Genomic DNA, 21,469 nt, shown 5'->3' on the forward strand with positions numbered 1-21,469 from the left:
CGTTGTACCTTTCGTCTTCACTATAACAAGAATTACCTGAAGATGGAACGATTGCTAGTCCTTGCCCTTTTGGCAGCGATTTTCGCCTGTGATAACTCGGAAGACAGCGTTTTGCCAGGGCATGATGGTGCCGCTCTACGCATCACCAATAACAGTGATTTTGTAATTGCAGCGCTGGAAGTGACTCCGGGAGGTGGTGGTACTCAGATTTATGAAGATATTGCTCCCGGAGCCACTACTGCCTATCTCCCTTTTGATTTTATCTATAGCTATGCCTATCTGGAGGCGATTGTGGAAGGGGATACATTGGTTTTGCAGCCTTTTGACTACGTGGGGGCTACTGCCTATGATAGTGGCGCTTACACCTATTTGGTGCAAATCAGTGGCGATACTGCACCCGAATCGCTTTCCATTGAATTTCAGGAAGATTAAGTTGCCGGGAATACCTATTTTCCAAACAGCACAACTATTTTTGGGGCTTTAACTAAAGCTTCTATGGAAAAGATTGCTGGTTATTTGGAAGAAGGCGTTCTCCTGCTTATTGGTTACCTGCCTAGGGTCGCACTAGCGGGCCTGGTGCTTTGGATCGGCTTCAAGCTGGTCAACCGTATGACAAAAGGCCTCGCACTGGCCATGGAAAAGGCAGGCTTGAGCAAAAGCCTGATCCCGTTTTTGACTTCACTGACGAGCGTATCCCTGAAAGTCCTGATCGTGTTTTCGGCTGCGGGCCTGGTAGGGGTGGAACTGGCTTCCTTCCTTGCTGTTCTTGCGGCAGCCGGTTTTGCTGTAGGTTTGGCGCTACAGGGCAGCCTGTCCAACTTCGCCGCGGGCATTATCATCCTGCTGTTTAAGCCCTATAAAGTGGGAGACTGGATTGAAGTAGACGAGAAATTTGGGAAGGTGGAAGAAATCCAGATTTTCAACACACTCATGGTGACACCGGGCCGCAAAACGCTCATCATTCCCAATGCGCAGGTGGTAGACAATATCGTGACCAACTATTCCCGGAAGGGCTACATCCGCATTGAGCTAAGCGTGACTATGCCGTACAGCGAAAGTTTTCCAAAGGTAGAGCAGATCATCATGGGGCAATTGCAGTCCATTCCGAAAGTACTGGAAGACCCCGCGCCGGAGGTGGGCATTGAAGCGTACGACAGCCATAGTATCGTGGTGGCAGTGCGCCCGTACGTGGTTCCGGACGATTTTTGGGAAGTTAAGTTCGAAGTCTACCGCCGGATTAAAGCCGCTTTTCACAGCCACAATATCAGCGTGGCTTACTCAGAAGGGGTGGAAATGGGGCAGATTGGGTCTTAACGCCTTGGTTCGTCTTCATCAGGTAAGTCATAAATAACCGGGTCGCTTTCTTCCCGCTGTACCTTGGCATCTTCCAAACGGTCCATAAAATCCACAGAATGGTCCCAGAAATCTTCTAAAATCGGCTTGGCTTTGCCTCCGTAGTACCATACGATTTCCGGATACTCCTCCAGGTAAGTATAAGTCATGGATTCCTGCTTGGCATCCTCATTGATGAGGTGGGAACGGTCGCCAAACCAAAGCAGCACACTGTACAGCAATACCATCAGCCCGGCCATCACAACCCCTCCGATCGCCTGATTGATAAAATTGATGTTGGCGGATTCAAGCGCGCCCTCCAGAAAACTGGCAAACAGGCGGATGATGACCATCGTCAGCACAAAGGTGAGCAGAAAACCAGCCAGGAACATCAGCGCGTTGTCATTAACGGCAGACTCCAAAAACTTCGTCATATCCGGCCCGAAACGGAATGCGATCATCAGGCCAAACACAACCGAAAGGATCGTGAAGACCGTTTTGATGATACCCCGGGAAAATCCAAGGTAAAACCCCCAAAGGGCAAAGACCGCAAATATGACATCAATTACCATAGAGTACAAATAAAGGCATTATCTGGCTCCATTGCCTGTTTTTTAGACCACAAACCCGGCAAAATCGATAAAATTGGGGGGGCGCTGCTTATATGACAGACGGGCACCGGACTGATTTTAACAAGTTGAAAAGGTATTCGACCGTGATATATTGCTAACTTTACACTATGTCTCAAGGTAATCATAATTCAAAAACTTAAACGACAGGGTTCCCGTTTGACGGGGAGCCAAAAAAATTCTTACCGTATGAAATTGCTATGCTCATTTCTCCTGGTATCCACAATTTGGGTTTCTGCAGCTACGGCGCAATCTGCTGATTTGCCGCCGGTGTTCCGCTTAGGGCAGAACGAAGAGGGGTACGAAGTTGCCAAACAGGAATACCAGCAAACCCTCCTCGAAGTATCCAATTATGATACACAGGACGCTTTTAACCACTGGATGTCCATGATGCAGGAACTGGAGAAACATGCCGACAAGCTGGATATTGACCTTAAAGGGGTGAAGATCTGGCTGCACGCTTTCTGGAATGCTGACGGCAGTATCGACCATTTGGGATATTTGTTGCGCCCGGACAGCCGTAATGTCGATGAGCTTGAACTGGCCGCCGTGCTCAAAACCTTTATGAAGAAGTACAGCTTCCCGGTCACTTCCGGCAAAAAATTCAGCCACTATACCGGCGCTAACTTCCCCATTTACAGCGAAAAAGTGGACAATTAACCGACTTCGGCTGAACGGGAAGCTAAGGTGTTAGAAATCAATAGGAAAAATCAAACGACAGCATCCCCACCTTTACCGGAGGGGGTGCTGTCGTGGTTTTGTGGCCAACCCTATTGCGGGATTCGCTAGCGAATCACAGAATTTAGGAGAAAAGACTAGTTGTTTTCCGTAAAAAGACCTATTATTCGGGGTATTGTAAACCACAGCTGGTTGCATAGTGCCAACATGCTTTGTGGTTGACTTGGTTTCAATGGGGGCAATGCTTTCGCTGGCATCATTCCCTTGGCACCAATCCAAATATTCAATCACCTAAATGCCAAAGATAAATGGTAAAGATATTGGCTACGGACGGGCTTCATAAGGATGGTATAACCTTGTTGCATGAGGCGGGCTACACTGTAGATGTTGAAAAAGTGGAGGCTGACCAAATGCCCAAGGTATTGCCGGACTACGATGTCGTGATCGTTCGAAGCGCTACTGAAATCAGAAAAGCGCTCATTGATCAGTGCCCAAACCTAAAGATTATTGCCCGGGCAGGGGTCGGGTTGAGCAATATCGACGTAGAATACGCGCGCGAAAAAGGCATCACCGTTATGGATACGCCTGCTGCTTCTTCTAAGTCTGTCGCTGAGCTGGTTTTTGCGCATATGTTCTCCATTAGCCGCAACCTGCACCTGGCACACCGGCAAATGCAGCAACGCGGAAGCAGCGAATTTAAAGAAATGAAAGAGGCGTGCTCTAATGGGCTGCAACTGAACAGCCGGACTCTTGGTATTGTCGGCTTTGGCCGGATTGGCCGGGAAGTGGCACGTATTGGTGTAGGGCTGGGCATGAAAGTGATGCCGGTCGACTTGGTTGTAGATGAAGCCGATATCGGTATCAATGTCTACAATTCCGGCAACGTCCGCCTTTCTGTCCGCCTCGATACCTACGAATGGGAGGAAGTGCTGGCTAATTCAGACTACCTGACCATTCACGTGCCTTTCAAAGGCGGCAAGGCAATTATCGGTGCAGAAGAAATTGCACAGATGAAGGATGGCGCTGTGCTCATCAATACCGCACGCGGCGGTGCGATTGACGAGGACGCACTGCTCGATGCGCTCAACAGCGGCAAATTAAGCGGTGCCGGCCTTGATGTTTATGAAAATGAGCCTACGCCACGGCAGGAGTTGATGGAACATCCTAAAGTTTCCTGCTCCCCTCACATCGGCGCTTCCACCCTCGAAGCCCGAGCCAATATCGGGTTGGAGTTGGCAGATAAGATTCTGGCCTTCTTCGGGGATGATAAATAGGGAATTTAATAAGACATTAGCTCACTGAGCATGCCCTCCTTCATGGCGAATGCGGAAACGATAATTTCCTCCGTATTCGCCATTTTTAATACCTCATCTACCAGAATGAGCGCAACGCTGAGCATGGCGGCACGGGCCCGGGGCATACCCGGCAGGGCATAGCGTTCCTCCAAAGTCATACCAGTGACCTGTTCGTAAAATGGCTGAACGGCTGCCTTTGAAACCCGGCTGCTGTGGCCAGTCTCCGGGCGTTGCCCTACAAACTGTTCCAGCACATCAAAAGTACCGGAGGCCCCCACAAGAAAAGGCGTCGGCCACTCAGACAAATGAGTGCGTAGTGGCTGAAGTTGTTCTTGCAAAAAGGAGCGCAATCGCTCGCGCTCTGGAGAGCTAATCGGTTCGCTCCGGTGAAAATCGCGGTACAGAACAGCCACACCAATCGGGAAGCTTTGCGCCCACAGAACGCGGTCCTGCTCGGCAATGATGAATTCTACACTGCCTCCACCGATGTCCATGATCAAAAGGCGGTCTTCCACATCAGGCACAGCCAGCTGAACGCCTTTGTGGATCAGCCTGGCTTCCTCATCACCGCTGATGGTGGTGACGGTTATGCCGGTGGTTGCTTTTATTTTTTGAACCAGGTCTGGTCCGTTGCTGGCCGTACGCAGTGCAGCGGTACCAAAGGCTTTGACCTGCTCCACGGGTACCCGATGCTGGTCCAGTATGGCCCGAAAGTGCTGGAGCGTCTGCAGGGCCCGTTGGTAAGGGGCATCGCCAATGGTGGCAATCCCTTCTTCGGCCAGCTGTACAAACTGGCGCTCCCGGTAAACTTCCTTTATGGGAGTATCCTTACCTTGCTGCGCGATGAGCAGGTGGAAAGTGTTGGTGCCGAGGTCGATAACGGCATACTGTTCCTGGTCCATAAGCGGTTCTACTGCGCCGTCTGTGCGCTTTGGAATATTTGGGTGTAAAAGTCAATCCCGGCAGGCATAATGCGGTTGGCGTAAGCGGGCTTTCCATCCTGGAAAAAAAGGTAATAGATACAGCCCTGATTAGGATTGAAATACAGATCGGCTTCCAACCGGTTCTCACCATCTACCTGGTAGAATATCCGCCCGACTGCCTGGCAGCTGGGGTTGATTTGCGGGGTTTCGGAAGCGATGTAGGTAATCGCTGTCTGAATATCCCGCTGCTCCTTTTGGCTTACGCTGAAATTGGTGTAGTAGAACACATAATCAATGTAGTCGCACTCATTATAAAGCGCTCTGATCGTATCAGCGGGTATGCTGGGGTAGGTAGGCGCCGGGGTGGCTTTGGCGGCAGGTGGCGCAGTAGTGTTCGCTGTATCGGAATCAGTTTCATTTGCGGTATCGCTACCGCAACTGTAAAGCAGGCTCGTCAGCAGCAAACCAATAAAGAGGTACTTATTCATGAGTTTTGTTGAATTTCATGTTGCTTTCCCGGACCGGGGCATTCCTGAGCTTTGCAAGAAGCATACAAAAAGGCTGAAGTTTACGGGCGTACGATGATGAGCCGCTTTGTAACGAGTGTCTTGCCCCGGCTATCCGCAATGCTGTAAAAGTAGGTGCCTTTGCGCAATGCAGAAATATCCACTTTCTCCGTGCGCCCACCGTCTACGTAATAACGCCGGGACCATTCCTTTACGCCCAGGATGTTGAAGATGCTCACGGTGTAGTGGTCGGCAGGCAGGTTCGCAAACTCAAAACGGACATTCACAATTGCCGGATTTGGGTAAGCATACACGCCAGGTAGAGCCGTCTCAACCGGGCGAAGGCTGGAAATAGTGCCAGCCTTATAAGAAACGCTGCCAATTGTTGCCCCTTCGTTTAGCGTTTGCACTTCCGCAATAGGCTCTACGGCTTCATTGCTGTAAAAACGGTAGCTGATCGTTGTGCGGGGCTCAAGCGCTTCCAGTTGGAGTAATTCAAGTGCAATATCCGTAATGTCAAACCAGTTGAAGAAACCAATTTTGGCATCCAGGCGGATCTGCTGTTCTTCAGTCCGCTTCTCACGCAGTACATCGTAGATGCCTCCGGGGATGGTCAAAGTGCCCCAGGCATCCGCCTCTTCGGTGCGCTCGGAATTAAGGCGTATACGAATGGAATCCGGAGAAATGGGCAGTAAATCCGTTATCTGATCCGGCAAATCATCGGCAGAGAAAGCAAAGCTGATATTAGTGCCTGAAGTATTAACATCCAGGTACTGCAAAGGTGCCCGTCGTTCAATGAGGGGGGGCTCGTAGCGGAAAATGCCTTCGATGCCCAGTCCAGCGGGGTCTTCTCCGTAGAAGCCCAGTAGTTCCACTTTGCCGGCGGTGGTCCGATAGAAAAAGTTGGCATTATCTCCCACCACCGCATAGTCTGCTCCAGGAAAGCCAAAGTAGCCATCTGCCTGCTGCACCGTCACTACCGGAGTGGTATTGACAAAAGCGGATTGCAGCGTGGTGAAATCCCAGCTTTGGTTAGCCGCAGCGTCCTCCAGGTCAATGCCAGAAGGGAGGTTGTCTACAGAGACACGCAGGGAGTCTCCTACCTGTGGGAAGGTGCCGTTTTGTATGACCGGCTGTGCAGCCAGTCCAATACAACTAAAAACAGCAAGTATAGCGGATAGTACAGAATGCTTCATAAGGATGATTTCTTAGTGGTCCGGAACTGCAAAGGTAAGCATTAAAGCAATACGCCGAAAGCGGCCGCCGGCCCTGATTTTTGGCAGTCCGGTCGGAAAAGGCCGTTTATTTCATCGATGAGAGGTAGTTGTTCATAGAAGATACTAGGTCTTAAAAGGTACTTTGTATTGCATAGTACCTGTTTGTATTGTATATTTGTGGACATGAAAGCTAAAGATTTAAATAAAACCCGACAGCAGCTGGTCCGACAGATGCGGCGCGGCGTTCTGGAGCTTTGCGTGCTGGCGATCGCAGCGAAGAAGGAAGCTTATCCTTCTGACATCATCGCCGAGCTTAAAGCTTCAGAACTCATCGTCGTGGAGGGGACACTCTATCCGCTGCTCAGCCGCCTGAAAGATCAGGGGCTGCTGGAGTACAACTGGCGGGAGTCCAATATGGGCCCGCCCCGCAAATACTACTCCATTACCGAAACCGGCCGTACATTCCTTGCCGAATTACTGCAGACCTGGGGCTCCCTGGTGCAGGCGGTCGATCATTCCACGCAAAACTTCAACCACGATGAATAAGGTACAGCAAATCAATCTGGGCGGTGTACCATTTACTATTGATGAGGATGCCCTCGAACACCTTACCCGGTACCTCGATACCATACACGCCCACTTCAGGCAATCTGACGGGTACGAAGAAATCACTCAGGATATCGAAGCCCGCATGGCAGAGCTTTTTCAGGAAGGCATGGGGCAACGGCAGATTGTCACGCTGAAGGAGGTCAGGGATGCTATTGTCATCATGGGCACGCCCGAAGACTTCGGCGCAGAGCCTATCGATGAAACCCTCTCGGAGGAGGAGCCTGAGCGGGCCCATCGCCGTGCGCATGATTACCGGACCGGGCGCCGCCTGTTCCGCAATCCCGAGGATGAAGTAATCGGTGGGGTGTGTTCTGGCATCGCCGCCTACTTTGGCATCAGTGACCCGCTTTGGATCCGTTTGATCTTCATCGTTGTGACGATCTCAGGTGGCTTTGGCATACCAGCTTATATTATCCTTTGGGCCATTTTGCCGAAAGCGGAAACGGCCAGTGACCGGCTCGCCATGCGCGGAGAACCGATCAATGTTTCCAATATCGGCCGCATCATAGAGGAGGAGATTGAGCATATCTCCAGTAAGGTCTCTGAGTTTGGCAATGAGTTTGGCGGTAAAAAAAAAGGCGCAACCGGTGGTGGAACGCTAGGTGAGGTATTGCGGCAAATCGTCTCTTTCATTGGTAAAGTTGTAGCGATACTGATTAAGTTGATCAGTAACCTTTGGAAACCCTTGCTTATCCTGTTTGGGGCGCTGATTGCACTGGGTTTGCTGGCTTCCTGGATCGCCATGTTTACCGGCGGTGTCTTCTTTTGGCCATACGTGGATTACTTTGCGCCGGAGTGGCCTATGGTGACGATGCTGGGCGCCTTCAATATCCTTATGATTATCGGTGTGGTGCTCCTTAGTGCCGGGCTTTCCATACTGCGCACCTTGTACGGCACCCGTATGAGCCGGCCCTGGCAAATTGGGCTTACCGCATTTTGGGTCCTGAATATTGTTAGCTTTTTCGGAGTCATGGCCTTTATAGCACGTGATTTCAGCAGCGAAGCCCACCTGGACCGCCGCGTGGAGCTCACCGCTATCACCACCGATACGCTCAATTTCCGGATTGATGAAACAGTACCGGGCAATGATGAATTCAATATCGATGGCGAACTTTTCTTTTATAATGACGCCTTGATCACCGATAACGTGGATATTGAAATCCGGAAGGGCGAGGGTGAAGCGTTTGTGCTGGAAGAGCGGCTGGAGTCCCGGGGCACCAACCTGGCGATGGCCGAAGAACTCGCCGCTGCCATCAATTATCAGGAGCAGGCAACGGCCGATGCGCTTACCGTACCGACTTATTTCAAAATTCCGCGTGGCACCAAGTGGCGCGTACAGGGCGTGCGGGCTATCTTGGAAATACCGGTGGGCAAATTCATCCGCTTTGATGGGGAAACCCGCTTTTACATCGATGATGCCGACAAAGTAAACTATCGCCCCCGCATCTACGACAACCCCGGAAGCACCTGGCAAATGACAGAAGAAGGGCTGCAGTGCCTGGACTGCACAGAAGAATAATAAGCTAAAGTCACCCGACTGGAACCGAGTACCCATTGCCCCGTGAAGGGATGCAATGGGTATTTTTAGGTAGAACCATCTGGTCAGCGATGTGCCTTTAGGCACAAAATATCGGTAAAAAAGGTTTGAGGTCGTGCCTCGTGCCGTAGGTACGAAATGTGAAATCCGAATATGGATGACATTCCATCTCTGCCCGTTTTGGGGCTATAATTCCTGCCGGTCCAGCAGCTTCCAGGGGTTCATCCGTTGCAGGTCCAGCTGAAATCCGATGCGGGTGAAGTAATCCCCCCGCTCCTCAAGCTGATCAGCGATATTCTTAGAGCTAATGAGCGGGAAATAGACCGCCAGACGCTCATCAAACAGTTCCAGCATCAGGCCTCCGTTCCACATGAACTGGTCGGAAAAAGAAGGGTCGCCTCCAATGGAATGCTGGTCACTAAAGTAGCCGATATCCAGATAGGGCTTGAGCGGGATCCCCAGCATAGCCTGACTGGGCAGGTCTGCTTTGAAATTGGCGGCAAGAATGAAGTTATTGCTGCGGCCCAGTCCTGGATTGTGAGGCAACGGCACCTTGAACCCACCGTCTCTGCGACTAATCTGCTGTGACCAAATGCCTTCTGTCTCATTTCTGCCCAGGTAGAGGTCGTCGAAGCGGTAATCGTTCCCTCCGTTAGAGGATAGGTTGAAGGCTACCGGGCTAACCACCTGCGATTCCCGGAAGGTACTGTACAAAAAGTAGCCGGCAAACACACGGAGGTGCACCGCCTCCCGCTTACTGTAGTTGAAGTTCCAGTCGATCTCAAAAGCGGCTTTCACATAGCGGTCATCGGCTCCCAAGACATTCTCAAAGGCCTGATGCTCCAAAGCAGCGGACCACTGATAGGGATTGATTTTCCGGCGTTGCTCATAGGTGAACCGGGCCTCCTGCAGCCACTGCGTCTCATAGTCTCTTGCCAGCGGTTCGGTAGGGCTTCGGAAGTCCAGGGTCTCCGACCGCAACCAAATACCGCGTAATTGAAGGCGGGCGTAGGTATTGTCTGTGGGGTCGGGCGTAAAATCAAAGCGCAGGTAAGGCTGAAGGCGCTCGTAACCGATATGCTCCTGCTCATTGAAGCGGGAGATGATATTGGAACTGAAACGCTGCCCGGTAAGGCCTAAACGGATGCGGTGTACTACCCCCTTCTTTCGGGGATAAATATTGTAATGTAGCGCCCCCAGGCCAGTCAGGTCACGGCTGCCAAAGCCGTACATGGGCGCTGCCCGCCATTCCAGCCGCTGTTCGGGTAGGGTGTGGTTGCTCAGTATGAGGCCCGCCATGAGCTTGTCATAGTTGTTCCAGCCCAGGGCAGGGCTCCAGAGGATATTGCCACGGGTGTCATTGGTGGCTGCGGGAAGGAAGGTGAAATCCGGGCGTCGGATCCATTTCAGCGGGCCGTCCAGCCGGTAGTAGTTGTTGCGGCGGTAGAGCTCCGGGGCATGCCGCTCCGCATCAAGGACCAGCAAATCGCCGGCTGTTTTATCAATGCGCAGCGTACGCTTGCCGCTAAAGCCTTTGGACCAGGTCGTGGCGACCACCGTATCACCCTTTACGATGGACAGCGCAACCGGGCTTTCAATAGTGCCACGGTTGGCGACTTCCACCCGGTACGACTGACTTTGATTTTCAACCTTCGTAATGGCATAGTCGATGTGCCCTTTGCTGTCCATCAGCCCCCCGAAGAGCCAGTCCAGGTCTTGCTCCAGGGCCTCTTCCAAAGACTGCTGCAAATCCCCGGGCTGCGGATGCCGGAACTGCCACTTTTGGTAGTAGGCATGCATAGCGCTGTCCAGGGCTTGAGTGCCTGCGTAGCCTTCCAGCAAATCCAGAGCCAGTGGCGGCAAAATGTACGCGCTTACAAGGTAGTTGATAGGCTTGAACGCGTTGGAATGGGTTTCCGGAGGTTGATGCAGGTGTCGGCGGGCCTGGAAAAGATAGCCAAACTCCCGCTCATTCATGGGGGTGCTGCGTAACAGGTAGTCAATGGCACCGTCGCCTTCGCTGTCTGTGTAATAGGTTTGGGCATACCGCTCTTCATAATAACTGTTCAGCCCCTCATCCATCCAGGCGTGGTCGCGCTCATTGGAGGCGAGGATGCCGTAGAACCAGTTGTGCCCTATCTCATGCGTGATGACCATGTCGAGCGACTCGGCACTGCCCACCCCGCCAATATTGGTGACCATAGGGTACTCCATGCCTCCGCCTGCGCCCAGGGTGGTCTGCACGGCCGTAGCTTGCGGATAGGGGTACGCCCCGACTTTCTCAGAATAAAACTCCAGTGCCCGCTTGACGTAAAAGGCCCCTTTGTCCCAGTAGTCCTGGTCTTCGGCTGCGAAAAACGCCCAGGCCTCCACGGTTTTGCCGGAAGGCAGGGTAGCCGTATCGTGGCGCACCTGAAAGCGCTTGTCGGCAAACCAGGCGAAGTCGTGCACATTTTCAGCCGTGTACATCAGGGTTTTGAAGGCTTTAGCGGAAGGTGGAAAAGCCCCGTTTGCATCCTCAGGAAGCGGCACCCGGCTGAGTGCGAGCAGGCGTTGGCGCTCGACCTCATTTTGCAAAGTGCCGGTAGCGCCCACCTGATAGTTTTCCGGCAGGGTGATGCTGACTTCGTAGTTGCCAAATTCCGAATAAAACTCGCCCATGTCGAGGTAGGGCATGGGGTGCCAGCCTTCGTTGTCATACACGGCAGGCTTGGGATACCACTGTGTGATGGAGTAGCTTTGGTTCACATGGCCGAGGCGGGAGAAGATATAGGGCAAATCCACCCGGAATGGGGTGTTGATTTCCACCTGTGCATCCGGGGGCAGCGGCTGGGGAAGCACCAGAATGGCAATATCAATATGCTCAGGGTGGTAGCCCCAGGTTACGGCCTCGCCATCCGCGGTGAAGCTGAGGGAGTCTATGCCGCCGAGCTGATCTTCACGGGCAAAGTGGAAGTCCGTCTCGCCCATGCGCCGGGCCTGTTTCGCGTAAGCGGTTTGCTGATTGCGGTAGGCATTGGGCCACAGGTGGAAGTAGAGGGTGTCGAGGGCTTCCGGGGCATTATTGTGGTAAATGAGGTTGAGGTGCCCGTGCAGTACATGCGCCTGATCGTCGAGGCGGATATCAATGCGGTAGTCGGTCTGCTGTTGGAAGTAGGGGGACTGGGCGAAGCTGCTAAAAGTACCAACGAGCAGGATTGGGATCAGGAAGTTGAGACGCATACGTTATCTTGTGGGCATTAAATAATGAATGATGAAGATAGCGAAATCAATCAGTACTGTTTTATTGTTCCTTGCGTTTTGTCAGCCGCTTGCCGCTCAGGATACGTCAGATAGCCTTGGGCTGCCTCAGGAATGGATTGGGAAATGGGGAGGCACACTGGAAATCTACAGCCTGCAAGGCAAACAGCAGGAGTTGCCTATGGAACTGCACATCCTGCCCAGAGACTCCTTTTATACCTACAGTATCATCTACGGAGCGGATAAAGAAGAAGGGCTTCGGGATTATCTGCTTAAGCCGGTCCGCCCGGAAATGGGCTGGTATAAAATCGATGAACAGAATACCATTGAAATGGATGTTTACCTGCTCAATGGCAAAATGTACAGCCGGTTTGATGTGATGGGCAGCTTATTGCTGAGCACAGCTGAAGTCAAAGATGGGGTGATGACCTACGAAATCATCTCCGGGAAACTCGAAGCCATCCGCACTACCGGCAACCAAACCTTCGAAGGGGAGGACATCCCCGAGGTCAACTCTTTTCCTATACAGGTACGGCAGGTCGCTTACCTGCGGCGGCTCTGATTTGCGCCCGGATTTTTTCGGCGAAGGGGTGGAAATGGACCTCCAGGCTGTGCCGCCGGGCTTGTTTGAACTCCTGCTCGATTTCATCACACTCGGCTTCTGCCAGTTGTTCCAGGTTGTCTGGCAACGGCCACTTGCCTGTGATGTGCAAGGCCGCCAGTTGCGCCTGTAAGTCAGACAAGGGCCAGATGCACCCCTGCGGCTGCACCAGCCCAATGAAAAAGACATTGGGGTGCCCGGGCGCCATCATGCGCAGGTAGAGCGGAATGCGGTAGGCATCTTCAAAGTCAAACAGCCCCGGCTCGAAAAAGGGGAAGGCAATTTTGTATCCAGTTGCGGTAATGACCGTATCAAATTCCGCGCTGCTGCCATCAGAAAAGTGGACAGTTTGGTCTTCAAAGCGCTCCACACCGGCTTTGGGGCTTACCCGCCCGTGCCGGATGCGGTAAAGGAGTTCCGAGTTGAGGGTGGGGTGAGCGGCTGTGATCGGGTATTCGGGGGTCTTCAGCCCGTAGCGCTCATATTTGCCGATTTGTAATTGAAGGCTGAGCTTTTGTATGGGCGCCCGAAGGAAACCTGGAATACGCTGCAGCAAGGCGTTATAGGTATCGGTGGGCTTCCCCATCAGAAATTTAGGGATGATGTAAGTAGGGCGGCGCAGGCTGATGGCCGTGGATTCGGCGACCCGGCTGGCTTCCACGGCACAGTCGCAACCCGAGTTGCCAGCCCCGATGACCAGCACCCGCTTTCCCGCAAAGGGCCTATTAGTCTTGAAGCTGTGCGAATGCATATACTCTCCGGTAAAAGTACCCGGTATGTCGGGCCAGCGGGGTACGGAGTGGTGTCCGTTGGCGACCAGGAGGTAGTCAAAGGTGCGTTCGGTGCCATCGCTAAGGGTGAGGTGCCACTGATGATTAGGAAGCTCAACCGCTTGTTCAACAGCCGTATTGAACTGTATGTACTGTTCCAGATTGAATGCCCTTGCATAATCCTGAAAATAAGCCAGCACCTGCTTATGCGAAGGATAGTCCGGATAGTGGTCGGGCATAGGGAAGCCCTCAAAAGCAGAAAGTTCTTTTGAAGAAATGATATGGGTGGTTTCGCAAACGCTGGAGTGGGACTCGCCGGCGGTGAAGACCCAGTTGCCGCCGATTTGATCGTTCTTTTCGTAGCAGACGATGTCCGTCAGACCGGCAGACTGCATGTTTTTGATGGCGGCCAGGCCCGAACAGCCCGCCCCGATAATCGCTACACTTTTTGGCATATTGCCTGATTTTTGACGGTTAATATAAGCAGAATTCGAGGAGTGCAATGGGAATATACCGTAGCTTTGTGGTCATAAACGCGAAAATGACTATGAAACAACTACTCTGTTTTTTTCTGATGTCCCCACTGTTGCTCTCTGCTCAGAATGCAGGTACGGTTTGGTACTTTGGTGCAGCTGCCGGATTGGACTTCTCCGGTGGTGCCCCTGTTCAGGTGCAAGGAGGTGCTATGGAAACCTTTGAAGGCTGCGCTATTGTCTCGGATGCGGAGGGCAATGTGCTCTTCTACACCAATGGTGGTGGTCGGGACCCGGAGCAATCTGGGCAGACTTCCGGGAAAATATGGAACCGTAATGATGAGGTTATGTATGACATGGGTGGCACTGAGGGCGGTGGATTTAGTGCGATGCAATCTGCCTTGATTCTGCCAAAACCAGGGGCAGATGAGGTGTACTACCTGTTCACGATGGAAGAAGTGGAGTTTGACATTGGCGGTAGTGTGCCGGGGCAACCGCAGGGTCGGGGCTTGTCCTACTTTGAGGTCGATTTGGCCCTCAATGGCGGTCTGGGCGGCGTCACCGTGGCCGACCAACGGGTGCACGTACCCGCTTTCGAGGGACTTACGGGCACCATCCATCAGAACGGTTCTGATTATTGGGTGGTGATCGTGGATGCGGCCCCGGAAAACAACCGGCTGCTGGTCTTCCCGGTCACGAATGAAGGTGTTACGGATACGCTTTCCTTCCCGTTTGACGGCACCATTACGGGACAGCTCGATATCTCGCCTAATGGGCAGTGGCTGCACTGCGCGGGCACGATATTCCCTTTTGATAATGCCACCGGGCAAATTGATACGGCGAACACCATCGACCTGACACCTATGCCGGACTTTAGTCTGAACGCCGCCTCCTTTTCGCCCAACAGCCGCTTCCTCTACTTTGTAGAAAATACACCTTCCGGCCGGGTACTGGCACAGTATGATCTTGAATCAGAAGAGGTAGCCAACAGCCGTTCAATAATCGCCAACCTGCCGGAGAACCGCCTGACCGGGCATATGCAAATGGCGGTGGATGGGAATCTTTACCTTTTAGAGCGCGCATTCCTTTCAATGGATGGTACAACCTTATCCATTCTGGAATGCCCGGACACACCGGAGCCCCTATTTTTGCCGGATGTTTTTATGCTGCCCGCTAGCGATAATATTTTTTACACCGGCCTGCCCAATTTTTCCGACCATATTTTTGCTACACAGCCACTCGAATTCACCTTTGAGCAGGACACCCTGACCCTTTGCGAAGATGAACCGGCAACCCTTTCCGTCCCGGAACTCCCCAATGCGGCCTACGCCTGGTCTACGGGCGATACGGCCACGGAGATCGAAGTGGGCCTGGACAGCCTGTACAGCCTGACCATCAGCACGGCTTGCGAGACGGTTGCGGATACCATAGCCATTGCGACCATAGACTGTGACACCAGTATCTGTATGGTTGCGCTGCCCAACACCTTCACGCCAAACGGCGACAATACCAACGATACCTTCGGTCCGCTGAGCGACTGTGAAGAACCGGTCTTCCTGAACTTCCTGCTGCGCATTTACAACCGCTGGGGCAACCTCGTCTATGAAACTTCAGACGCCGCCCTGCCCTGGGATGGCGAACAGGACGGGGAGCCTGCGCCCACAGAGGTCTATTTCTACCTCATGCAGTATCAGGTAGAGCGGCAGGAAGCGGTGCAGACTTTGCAGGGGGATGTGACGTTGGTACGGTGATAATTACAACTCCAACCCATCCAAGTCCCCCAAATCCGGCTGCTGAAAGTGTTTTTTGGTGTAGGCACGCTGCTTTTGGCGCTCGAGTACAAGGCGGGCGAGGGCAACGTTGGCAGGTTCCGGGCAGTGGGGGGAGAGGGCATAGTTCACTTTTGCTTCCTGCACATCGAGGCGGTAGAGGTTGCTGAGCAGCACTTCCAGATTGTACTCAATCATCCCGGCGATCTGATCGGCCAGTAGGCGGAGGAGGTCTTCTTCGGTTGCAATAGGCTCGTCGCCTTCCTCCAGCTCGAAATCGCGCAGGATGAGTTCCTTGGTGCCTTGCAGGTCTTCCGGTGTTGCCATTCCAATCATTTTAATCTTTACACCCTGCAAGGTAGCACGATTTGGAAAAGACGCCAAAGACCAGCCCCTCTTATCCTCAAAACCGTTATCTTCAGGGAAATCAGCTAAAATCAAAGCCATGAAAAAACTGATTTGCCTATTTGCCCTGTCGGGCTTGCTGTTTGCCTGCAATGCCCCGGAGTCGCAGGAAATGGAAGCAGCCACCGCAACTCAACCGGAAGAGTCCCCGGTAACCTACCAGCCTATCGACACTGATGAAGCCCTGATGGCCACCGCACTGATGGCCGCCCCCGAAGCCAGCCGGGAAGGCGCTAAAGTCATTGGTTACAATATAGCGGGGGAGTTTGTCACCTTTAAGGAAGGGACGAACGAATTCATCTGCCTGGCCGACAACCCCAATCAGGAGGGCTTCAATGCGGCTTGCTACCACCGTAGCCTGGAACCCTTTATGGCGCGGGGCCGCGAACTCCGTGCCGAGGGCAAAAATGCCAACGAAATCTTCGATATCCGCGAGAAGGAAGTGAAGGCGGGCCAACTTGACATGGGAGAGACAGGAGCAACCCTGCACATCTACTATGGCCCCGAAGCGCAGTACGATCCGGCTACGGGAGAGGTGGATCAGGCGCAGTACCGCTACGTGGTCTATATGCCTTTCGCCACCGCTGCCTCTACCGGGCTACCAGAGCGCCCTGTGGAGCCCCACCACCCCTGGATTATGAACCCGGGCACGCACCGGGCGCATATTATGATTACGCCGTTGACGGAGGGGGAGTGATTTGATTGGCTATGCGGTTGCGCATGCAATTTTGCTCCTCCCTTAGCTTAAGCCGGTAAGCAGACTGACCGCTTTCTATTGGGCAATAAAATGGTGGCGGAGCACTAACGGGCAGCTTGGTGATAGGCCGCCCGTTGGTATCCGTTAGCTTCATCGGATCACTTTTCTGGTGATAAGACCAAGCCCATTTGCGAAAGTATCGACAGGTTATCCATGAAGTCCCGCTCCTCGGCAATCCGTCCGTCGGGGCTCATACGGACGATGGTGCTACCCGTCATTACGATCTCATTGCCCGAAGCTGGAACGCCAAAAAAGTCGCCAGTATGCTTACCCCGGAAGGTCCAGTGCTTGGTTAGTTGGTCACCCTCTCCAAAGATGTTGTTGACGGTGAATTGGCCATCAGAGAAAGCCGACAGCAAGGCTTGGTAATAACCCTTCATACCTTCAATGCCAACTACGTTTTCCGGCTCGGCGTACATGATTACATCAGGCATGAAATGCTCCTCATTGAAAAGCTCGAACCTGCCTTCGTTGATGATGGCATCCCAGGTCTCGGTGTACAACTTGATATTGGCGGCCACTTTGGGGTCTTTGTGTACCAGCGGCTGTAGCACGCTTTTGGTGATTTTCCATTCCCCATTTTGTTCCAGCATGGTGTTGCTATAGTGGCCCGCGAAATCAATGTCGATATCGTACACCACAGATTTGCCGTACACTTCATAGGTGCCTGTGGCTACCCAGGCGTGCTCGGCATCGGACCAGTGCAGGCCGTTTTGCCGGATCAGCAGGGTGACGTTGTTGCCCCGTAGCTGTTCTGCGTGTTCAGCAGCGATCTGTTTCGCCCCTTTGATCGTTTCGCCATCGGTATCAATGCGTATGGCATCTGTCGTGTACATTTCTTCCAGCGCAGTATGATCACCTGAGTTATAGGCGGCCATAAACTGGCGTGCGAAGGTGTGCATATCGGCCTCATTGGAGGCGGTCTGTGCGCTTAACAGCAATGGGCAACTTAGTAATAGGGCTAAAAAGAAGGGTGGTTTTTTCATGGTTGGTGGTTTTACAAGATGGGTAGCGTTGATCAACGCATAATTTGATAAGATAAACTTGATATTCAAGGGTTGGTGCCGGACAGGATCATTCCGCCCTGCCCTGCACCGTATAGGATATCATTAGTTTTTAGTGATGGCTGCCCGTGCCTTCTCCGCCCGTTTTTTAGCCAGTTCCATTCCCATTTCAGCGGCTATATCGTAGTATTCCGCCGACTTGGCATAGTCCTTAGCTACCATGTAATACTCGCCCATGCTGTCCCAGGCATTGGGTTCATCCGGCGACACTTCAAGGTACTTTTCGAAGGCGGCTTTGGCTTTACCCATTTCTCCGAGTGCTATGTAGGAGTACCCCAGGGCATTGTAAGTGCCACCGTGACCGGGGCGCAGTTCAAGCAAGCGGAGATTGTACTCCTTGGCAGCCTGAGCGTCTTTGCTGATCCAGGAAGCAGACACGGCGGCGAGTTCATAGGCCTGTGCGGTTTCCGGGTAAGCTTCCGTCAGCGAGGCCATAGATTCGGCGATGTCCGCTTTAGGTTCTTTCTCAAGCGTTTGCAGAGCCTGCCGGATAATACGCTCCCCTTTATTGAGGCCTTCCGCATCAATTGCGAGGGCAGACTTGATACTAGGGACTGCATTTTCGTACTGCCCGAAGGAGGTTTGTGCCAGGGCCATGTAAGCGTGGGCCATGAAGAAGTTGGGGTCTGTTTTTACAGCGGCGTTCAGCCTTTCGAAAAAGACGGGTATGTTGGCGTCCTCAGCTGCTCTTAATGCCTTCACGTACTCGGCTTTCGCCGTTTCCGATGGAGTGGACACGGGCAGGAGTAGTTCCTGCGCGTTCAGGATCATCATATTACCCAAAAACAGGGCGATAAAAAAGAATTTGGTTTTCACGATAATGAATTTTAGTGTTGAAATGATTGATCGACTGTCTATTTTATAAGCTCCGAAAAGGTTACCCGGTGCTTTGATAAAATGCAACTTCCCCTTCGCTAAGTGGGAACGGTCCTTGGTGCATGTTTGGAGCAAGCTTACAGCGCCACTACCGAGCCAGAGCAGCGTCTGGAACTGCTTGCGCAAATGACCGACATCGCGTTCACCAAGGACCTTCAGCTGACGATGGCTTTGAAAAACTTCGAAGCGCTGCTGCCTGCTGAGTGGTTCCAGCGCACGCACCGATCCTACCTGGTCAATTTGCGCCATATTGAGGAGATGGTAGAAAGCGAGCTGATTATCGGTGACAAGAGACTGCCACTTGGGAGGAATTGGCGCGAGGCGCTTATGAAGCGGCTGTTGAATTAGGAGGTGAGAGCTTGCAGCGTGAAGGGATGTGCTGCCCCTGTTGTCAGACTATAACTGCCTGTAAAGCCGGCTCTCGGGGACTGTGTTTTGCTCAAGTTTCCTGAAATAGGCCTTTCTAATGCATAAGATCAAGCTTAATTTTATATAGTAAGGTTTGATCTGGTAATCGGCGTATGCGAATCAGCTCCAAACCCTTGCTTGAGTTATTTGCAGAAAATGTTTGTCGTAAGTAACAATAACACTGCCCGTTTCGATAGCGATAGCAGCTATCCAGATATCATGAATGGGAATTGGGTTGCCTGCCTTTTTTAGGGATGAAAAAACATCGCTAAATATTTCAATAGTTTCATCTGTGGGGAAATACCGTTCAACAATACTTTTGGATTCAAATTTTTTCAGGGTATCCCGATTCCATGCTTCTCTGGTTCCATTTTTGAATCCAAACAACAACTCCGCCACTACAAAAACAGGTAAGTAAATTTTGTCGGCTTCATTCAAAGCTTCCAGTACTTGCTTGTCTCCCTCCATCAGGTGGCTATAGGCATTAGTGTCTAAAACGATTTTTCTCATTGCCACATTTCTTCGTCAATTTGATCGAAGGTACCGACCGCCTTACTGAAAGATTCGGCTTCTCCGCCTGACCACAACCCACAAAATTCTGCAAAATCCTGTCGGGGCTCTTTAGTGTCTTCAAGGTTTAAGGCCTCTCTAAGGAGTTTTTTTATTACTTTGTTTTGGCTTAAGCCCGTGCGCCTGGCAATATCTTCAATCGCATTTGACACCTCAGTATCCAGATTGTGGATCGTCAGGGATTTCATAAGACTGTATTTTTTTGGATTAACCACTTTTGGTTCAAAACAGTTCATTAGGTGAACCAAAATTTGAAATATATGCTCAACCCAGCGATCATTGGGGATAAATGGTGGGTCGTTGATCCAAATATTCATCGTCTCTGGGAAATTAAGATGTGTGATACTGGAGCAAGCTATTATGTCGTTGGTATAACCTTTGCCTTTCCCTTCCCGGGCTTTATGGCCGATCGCTTTCGGATAATCCCGCGAGGGTAAGGCTACATTAGGATGTGGGTGGGCGCTTTTTCAATCGACTCCCGTCTACTTTTTCCCTACCTCAGCCCCATGTCCAAACAAAAAGACCCACAAACCATGCTGGAAAAGCTGGGCACCACCCAGCTCAACGAAATGCAAATCGCCGCCCACAAAGCCATCACGCAGCGGGAGGGACGAGCTAGTATTAGTCGCTCCCAAGAGAGTAAAGATCGTGGTGATTTTGGAAATCACCACGATCTAACAGCCTACAACGTCCCCCTCAGCTCCTGCTCCCGCTCAATGGCTTCAAACAAGGCCTTGAAATTGCCCTTGCCGAAAGAACGGGCCCCTTCCCGCTGAATGATTTCATAAAATACCGTTGGGCGGTCCTGCACCGGCTTGGTGAAGATTTGTAACAGGTAACCCTCGTCATCCCGGTCTATGAGGATATTCAGGCGCTTGAGCTCCTGCAGGCTTTCGTTGATTTCGCCTACCCGGTCCAGTACCGTTTCGTAGTAAGTGTCCGGCACACGCAGGAAGTCTACGCCCCGGCGGCGCAGTTCGTCTACTGTATGGATGATGTCATCTGTGGCGATGGCGATATGCTGTACGCCGGCACTACGGTAGTAATCCAGGTACTCTTCAATCTGAGACTTCTTCAGCCCCTGAGCGGGTTCATTGATGGGGAATTTGATGTAGCCATTCCCATTGGAGACCACCTTGCTCATCAGAGCAGTGTACTTGGTGGAGATGTCCTTGTCATCAAAAGTGACGAGCAGTTTGAAGCCCATTACATCCTGGTAAAATTTTACCCATTCGTTCATCTGCCCGAGCTCGACGTTGCCTACACAGTGGTCGACATACTTTAACCCGATCGGCTTAACTTCCATTGGGCTTTCCATGGCGACAAATCCTGGCAGAAATGGGCCGGCATAGCTGCTGCGCTCTACAAAAGTGTGAATGGTCTCCCCGTAGGTATGAATGGAGGCCGTAACGACATGCCCGTTTTTATCCTTAATACGCTGAGGCGCAGCCAAGGATTTAGCACCGCGTTCTACCGCTATACGGTGGGCTTCTTCGGCATCGTCCACCCACAGCGCAAGGACTTTCACCCCATCTCCGTGCTTGAGCACATGCCTGGCTACCTCATGATCGGGCGTTAGGGCAGCGGTAAGCACAAAGCGGATTTTATCTTGCTGCAGCACGTAGGAGGCGGTATCTTTCACTCCGGTCTCCGGCCCGCGGTAGGCAATCAGCTTGAAGCCGAAAGCCGTTTGGTAGTAATGGGCGGCCTGCTTGGCATTGCCTACGTAAAATTCTATGTAGTCCGTCCCGTTGATGGGGAAGGTATCCTGAATCGTTTCGGTGGTTGGTTTGGTTAGTGCATCCATGAA

22 protein-coding genes are annotated in these 21,469 nt (G+C 52.2%); 10 read left to right on the forward strand and 12 right to left on the reverse strand.

From position 1 onward, the window contains the following. The first annotated feature begins 42 nt into the window (after nucleotides 1-42). Together MRY86_RS09750 and MRY86_RS09755 are read left to right on the forward strand one after the other, a co-directional pair. Entirely contained in the window at nucleotides 43-432 is a 390-nt protein-coding gene (locus MRY86_RS09750) for a hypothetical protein (protein WP_293565796.1), read from the forward strand. A 63-nt stretch (nucleotides 433-495) separates the two neighbouring features. Further along, complete coding sequence (locus MRY86_RS09755; protein ID WP_293565798.1) at nucleotides 496-1,314, forward strand: mechanosensitive ion channel family protein; 819 nt, start codon at nucleotides 496-498, stop codon at nucleotides 1,312-1,314. On the opposite strand, the gene MRY86_RS09760 is transcribed toward MRY86_RS09755, so the two are convergent. Next, nucleotides 1,311-1,904, reverse strand: coding sequence for a CvpA family protein (locus MRY86_RS09760; protein ID WP_293565800.1), 594 nt, complete (start codon nucleotides 1,902-1,904; stop codon nucleotides 1,311-1,313). The genes MRY86_RS09755 and MRY86_RS09760 overlap by 4 nt on opposite strands. Before the next feature lie 246 nt (nucleotides 1,905-2,150). Here MRY86_RS09760 and MRY86_RS09765 point away from each other — a divergent pair, with 246 nt between their 5' ends. Beyond that, a complete protein-coding gene (locus MRY86_RS09765; RefSeq protein WP_293565802.1) occupies nucleotides 2,151-2,621 on the forward strand; it encodes a hypothetical protein in 471 nt (156 codons plus the stop codon). Between the two features lie 326 nt (nucleotides 2,622-2,947). Continuing rightward, complete coding sequence (locus tag MRY86_RS09770; RefSeq protein WP_293565804.1) at nucleotides 2,948-3,913, forward strand: D-2-hydroxyacid dehydrogenase; 966 nt, start codon at nucleotides 2,948-2,950, stop codon at nucleotides 3,911-3,913. A 5-nt stretch (nucleotides 3,914-3,918) separates the two neighbouring features. On the opposite strand, the gene MRY86_RS09775 is transcribed toward MRY86_RS09770, so the two are convergent. The 3 genes from MRY86_RS09775 to MRY86_RS09785 form a co-directional block, all read right to left on the reverse strand. After that, complete coding sequence (locus MRY86_RS09775) at nucleotides 3,919-4,836, reverse strand: hypothetical protein (RefSeq protein WP_293565806.1); 918 nt, start codon at nucleotides 4,834-4,836, stop codon at nucleotides 3,919-3,921. 8 nt (nucleotides 4,837-4,844) lie between these two features. Continuing rightward, nucleotides 4,845-5,345 (reverse strand): hypothetical protein, encoded by a 501-nt coding sequence (locus MRY86_RS09780; RefSeq protein ID WP_293565808.1) that lies wholly within the window; start codon nucleotides 5,343-5,345, stop codon nucleotides 4,845-4,847. Between the two features lie 80 nt (nucleotides 5,346-5,425). Next, nucleotides 5,426-6,559, reverse strand: coding sequence for a T9SS type A sorting domain-containing protein (locus MRY86_RS09785; RefSeq protein ID WP_293565810.1), 1,134 nt, complete (start codon nucleotides 6,557-6,559; stop codon nucleotides 5,426-5,428). 204 nt (nucleotides 6,560-6,763) lie between these two features. Here MRY86_RS09785 and MRY86_RS09790 point away from each other — a divergent pair, with 204 nt between their 5' ends. After that, entirely contained in the window at nucleotides 6,764-7,126 is a 363-nt protein-coding gene (locus MRY86_RS09790) for a PadR family transcriptional regulator (protein WP_044216239.1), read from the forward strand. After that, entirely contained in the window at nucleotides 7,119-8,708 is a 1,590-nt protein-coding gene (locus MRY86_RS09795) for a PspC domain-containing protein (protein ID WP_293565814.1), read from the forward strand. Before MRY86_RS09790 ends, MRY86_RS09795 begins: the two co-directional genes overlap by 8 nt. A gap of 204 nt (nucleotides 8,709-8,912) precedes the next feature. On the opposite strand, the gene MRY86_RS09800 is transcribed toward MRY86_RS09795, so the two are convergent. Next, a complete protein-coding gene (locus MRY86_RS09800) occupies nucleotides 8,913-11,948 on the reverse strand; it encodes a M1 family metallopeptidase (RefSeq protein WP_293565816.1) in 3,036 nt (1,011 codons plus the stop codon). 31 nt (nucleotides 11,949-11,979) lie between these two features. Between MRY86_RS09800 and MRY86_RS09805 the strand changes: the two genes are divergently transcribed. Next, a complete protein-coding gene (locus MRY86_RS09805) occupies nucleotides 11,980-12,528 on the forward strand; it encodes a hypothetical protein (protein ID WP_293571394.1) in 549 nt (182 codons plus the stop codon). On the opposite strand, the gene MRY86_RS09810 is transcribed toward MRY86_RS09805, so the two are convergent. Next, nucleotides 12,488-13,792, reverse strand: a complete 1,305-nt coding sequence (locus MRY86_RS09810; RefSeq protein WP_293565820.1) for an NAD(P)-binding domain-containing protein — start codon at nucleotides 13,790-13,792, stop codon at nucleotides 12,488-12,490. The genes MRY86_RS09805 and MRY86_RS09810 overlap by 41 nt on opposite strands. A gap of 92 nt (nucleotides 13,793-13,884) precedes the next feature. Between MRY86_RS09810 and MRY86_RS09815 the strand changes: the two genes are divergently transcribed. After that, entirely contained in the window at nucleotides 13,885-15,561 is a 1,677-nt protein-coding gene (locus tag MRY86_RS09815; protein ID WP_293565822.1) for a gliding motility-associated C-terminal domain-containing protein, read from the forward strand. A 3-nt stretch (nucleotides 15,562-15,564) separates the two neighbouring features. On the opposite strand, the gene MRY86_RS09820 is transcribed toward MRY86_RS09815, so the two are convergent. Beyond that, on the reverse strand, nucleotides 15,565-16,026 hold the full coding sequence (locus tag MRY86_RS09820) for a hypothetical protein (RefSeq protein ID WP_293565824.1): 462 nt from the start codon (nucleotides 16,024-16,026) through the stop codon (nucleotides 15,565-15,567). On the opposite strand from MRY86_RS09820, the gene MRY86_RS09825 reads away from it, so the two are divergent. After that, nucleotides 16,025-16,681, forward strand: coding sequence for a hypothetical protein (locus MRY86_RS09825; RefSeq protein WP_293565825.1), 657 nt, complete (start codon nucleotides 16,025-16,027; stop codon nucleotides 16,679-16,681). The two genes, MRY86_RS09820 and MRY86_RS09825, sit on opposite strands and share 2 nt — an antisense overlap. A gap of 158 nt (nucleotides 16,682-16,839) precedes the next feature. Here MRY86_RS09825 and MRY86_RS09830 read toward each other — a convergent pair whose 3' ends face one another. Together MRY86_RS09830 and MRY86_RS09835 are read right to left on the reverse strand one after the other, a co-directional pair. Continuing rightward, a complete protein-coding gene (locus MRY86_RS09830; protein ID WP_293565827.1) occupies nucleotides 16,840-17,727 on the reverse strand; it encodes an ester cyclase in 888 nt (295 codons plus the stop codon). Nucleotides 17,728-17,850: 123 nt separating this feature from the next. After that, complete coding sequence (locus MRY86_RS09835) at nucleotides 17,851-18,621, reverse strand: hypothetical protein (protein WP_293565828.1); 771 nt, start codon at nucleotides 18,619-18,621, stop codon at nucleotides 17,851-17,853. 126 nt (nucleotides 18,622-18,747) lie between these two features. Here MRY86_RS09835 and MRY86_RS09840 point away from each other — a divergent pair, with 126 nt between their 5' ends. Further along, the gene (locus tag MRY86_RS09840; RefSeq protein WP_293565830.1) at nucleotides 18,748-19,029 is read left to right on the forward strand and encodes a LytTR family DNA-binding domain-containing protein; all 282 of its coding nucleotides are present in this window, start codon (nucleotides 18,748-18,750) and stop codon (nucleotides 19,027-19,029) included. Nucleotides 19,030-19,209: 180 nt separating this feature from the next. On the opposite strand, the gene MRY86_RS09845 is transcribed toward MRY86_RS09840, so the two are convergent. The 3 genes from MRY86_RS09845 to hppD form a co-directional block, all read right to left on the reverse strand. Continuing rightward, the gene (locus MRY86_RS09845) at nucleotides 19,210-19,599 is read right to left on the reverse strand and encodes a type II toxin-antitoxin system VapC family toxin (protein ID WP_044216208.1); all 390 of its coding nucleotides are present in this window, start codon (nucleotides 19,597-19,599) and stop codon (nucleotides 19,210-19,212) included. Continuing rightward, nucleotides 19,596-19,976 carry a hypothetical protein gene (locus MRY86_RS09850; protein WP_293565834.1) on the reverse strand — a complete coding sequence of 127 codons (381 nt, stop codon included), beginning with the start codon at nucleotides 19,974-19,976 and terminating at the stop codon, nucleotides 19,596-19,598. Before MRY86_RS09850 ends, MRY86_RS09845 begins: the two co-directional genes overlap by 4 nt. A gap of 365 nt (nucleotides 19,977-20,341) precedes the next feature. Next, nucleotides 20,342-21,466, reverse strand: coding sequence for a 4-hydroxyphenylpyruvate dioxygenase (hppD, locus tag MRY86_RS09855; protein ID WP_293565836.1), 1,125 nt, complete (start codon nucleotides 21,464-21,466; stop codon nucleotides 20,342-20,344). Between the last annotated feature and the right edge of the window lie 3 nt (nucleotides 21,467-21,469).

Origin of the sequence: Phaeodactylibacter sp. (genome assembly GCF_022763345.1) — a bacterium.
In the GTDB taxonomy this organism is placed as follows: domain Bacteria; phylum Bacteroidota; class Bacteroidia; order Chitinophagales; family Saprospiraceae; genus Phaeodactylibacter.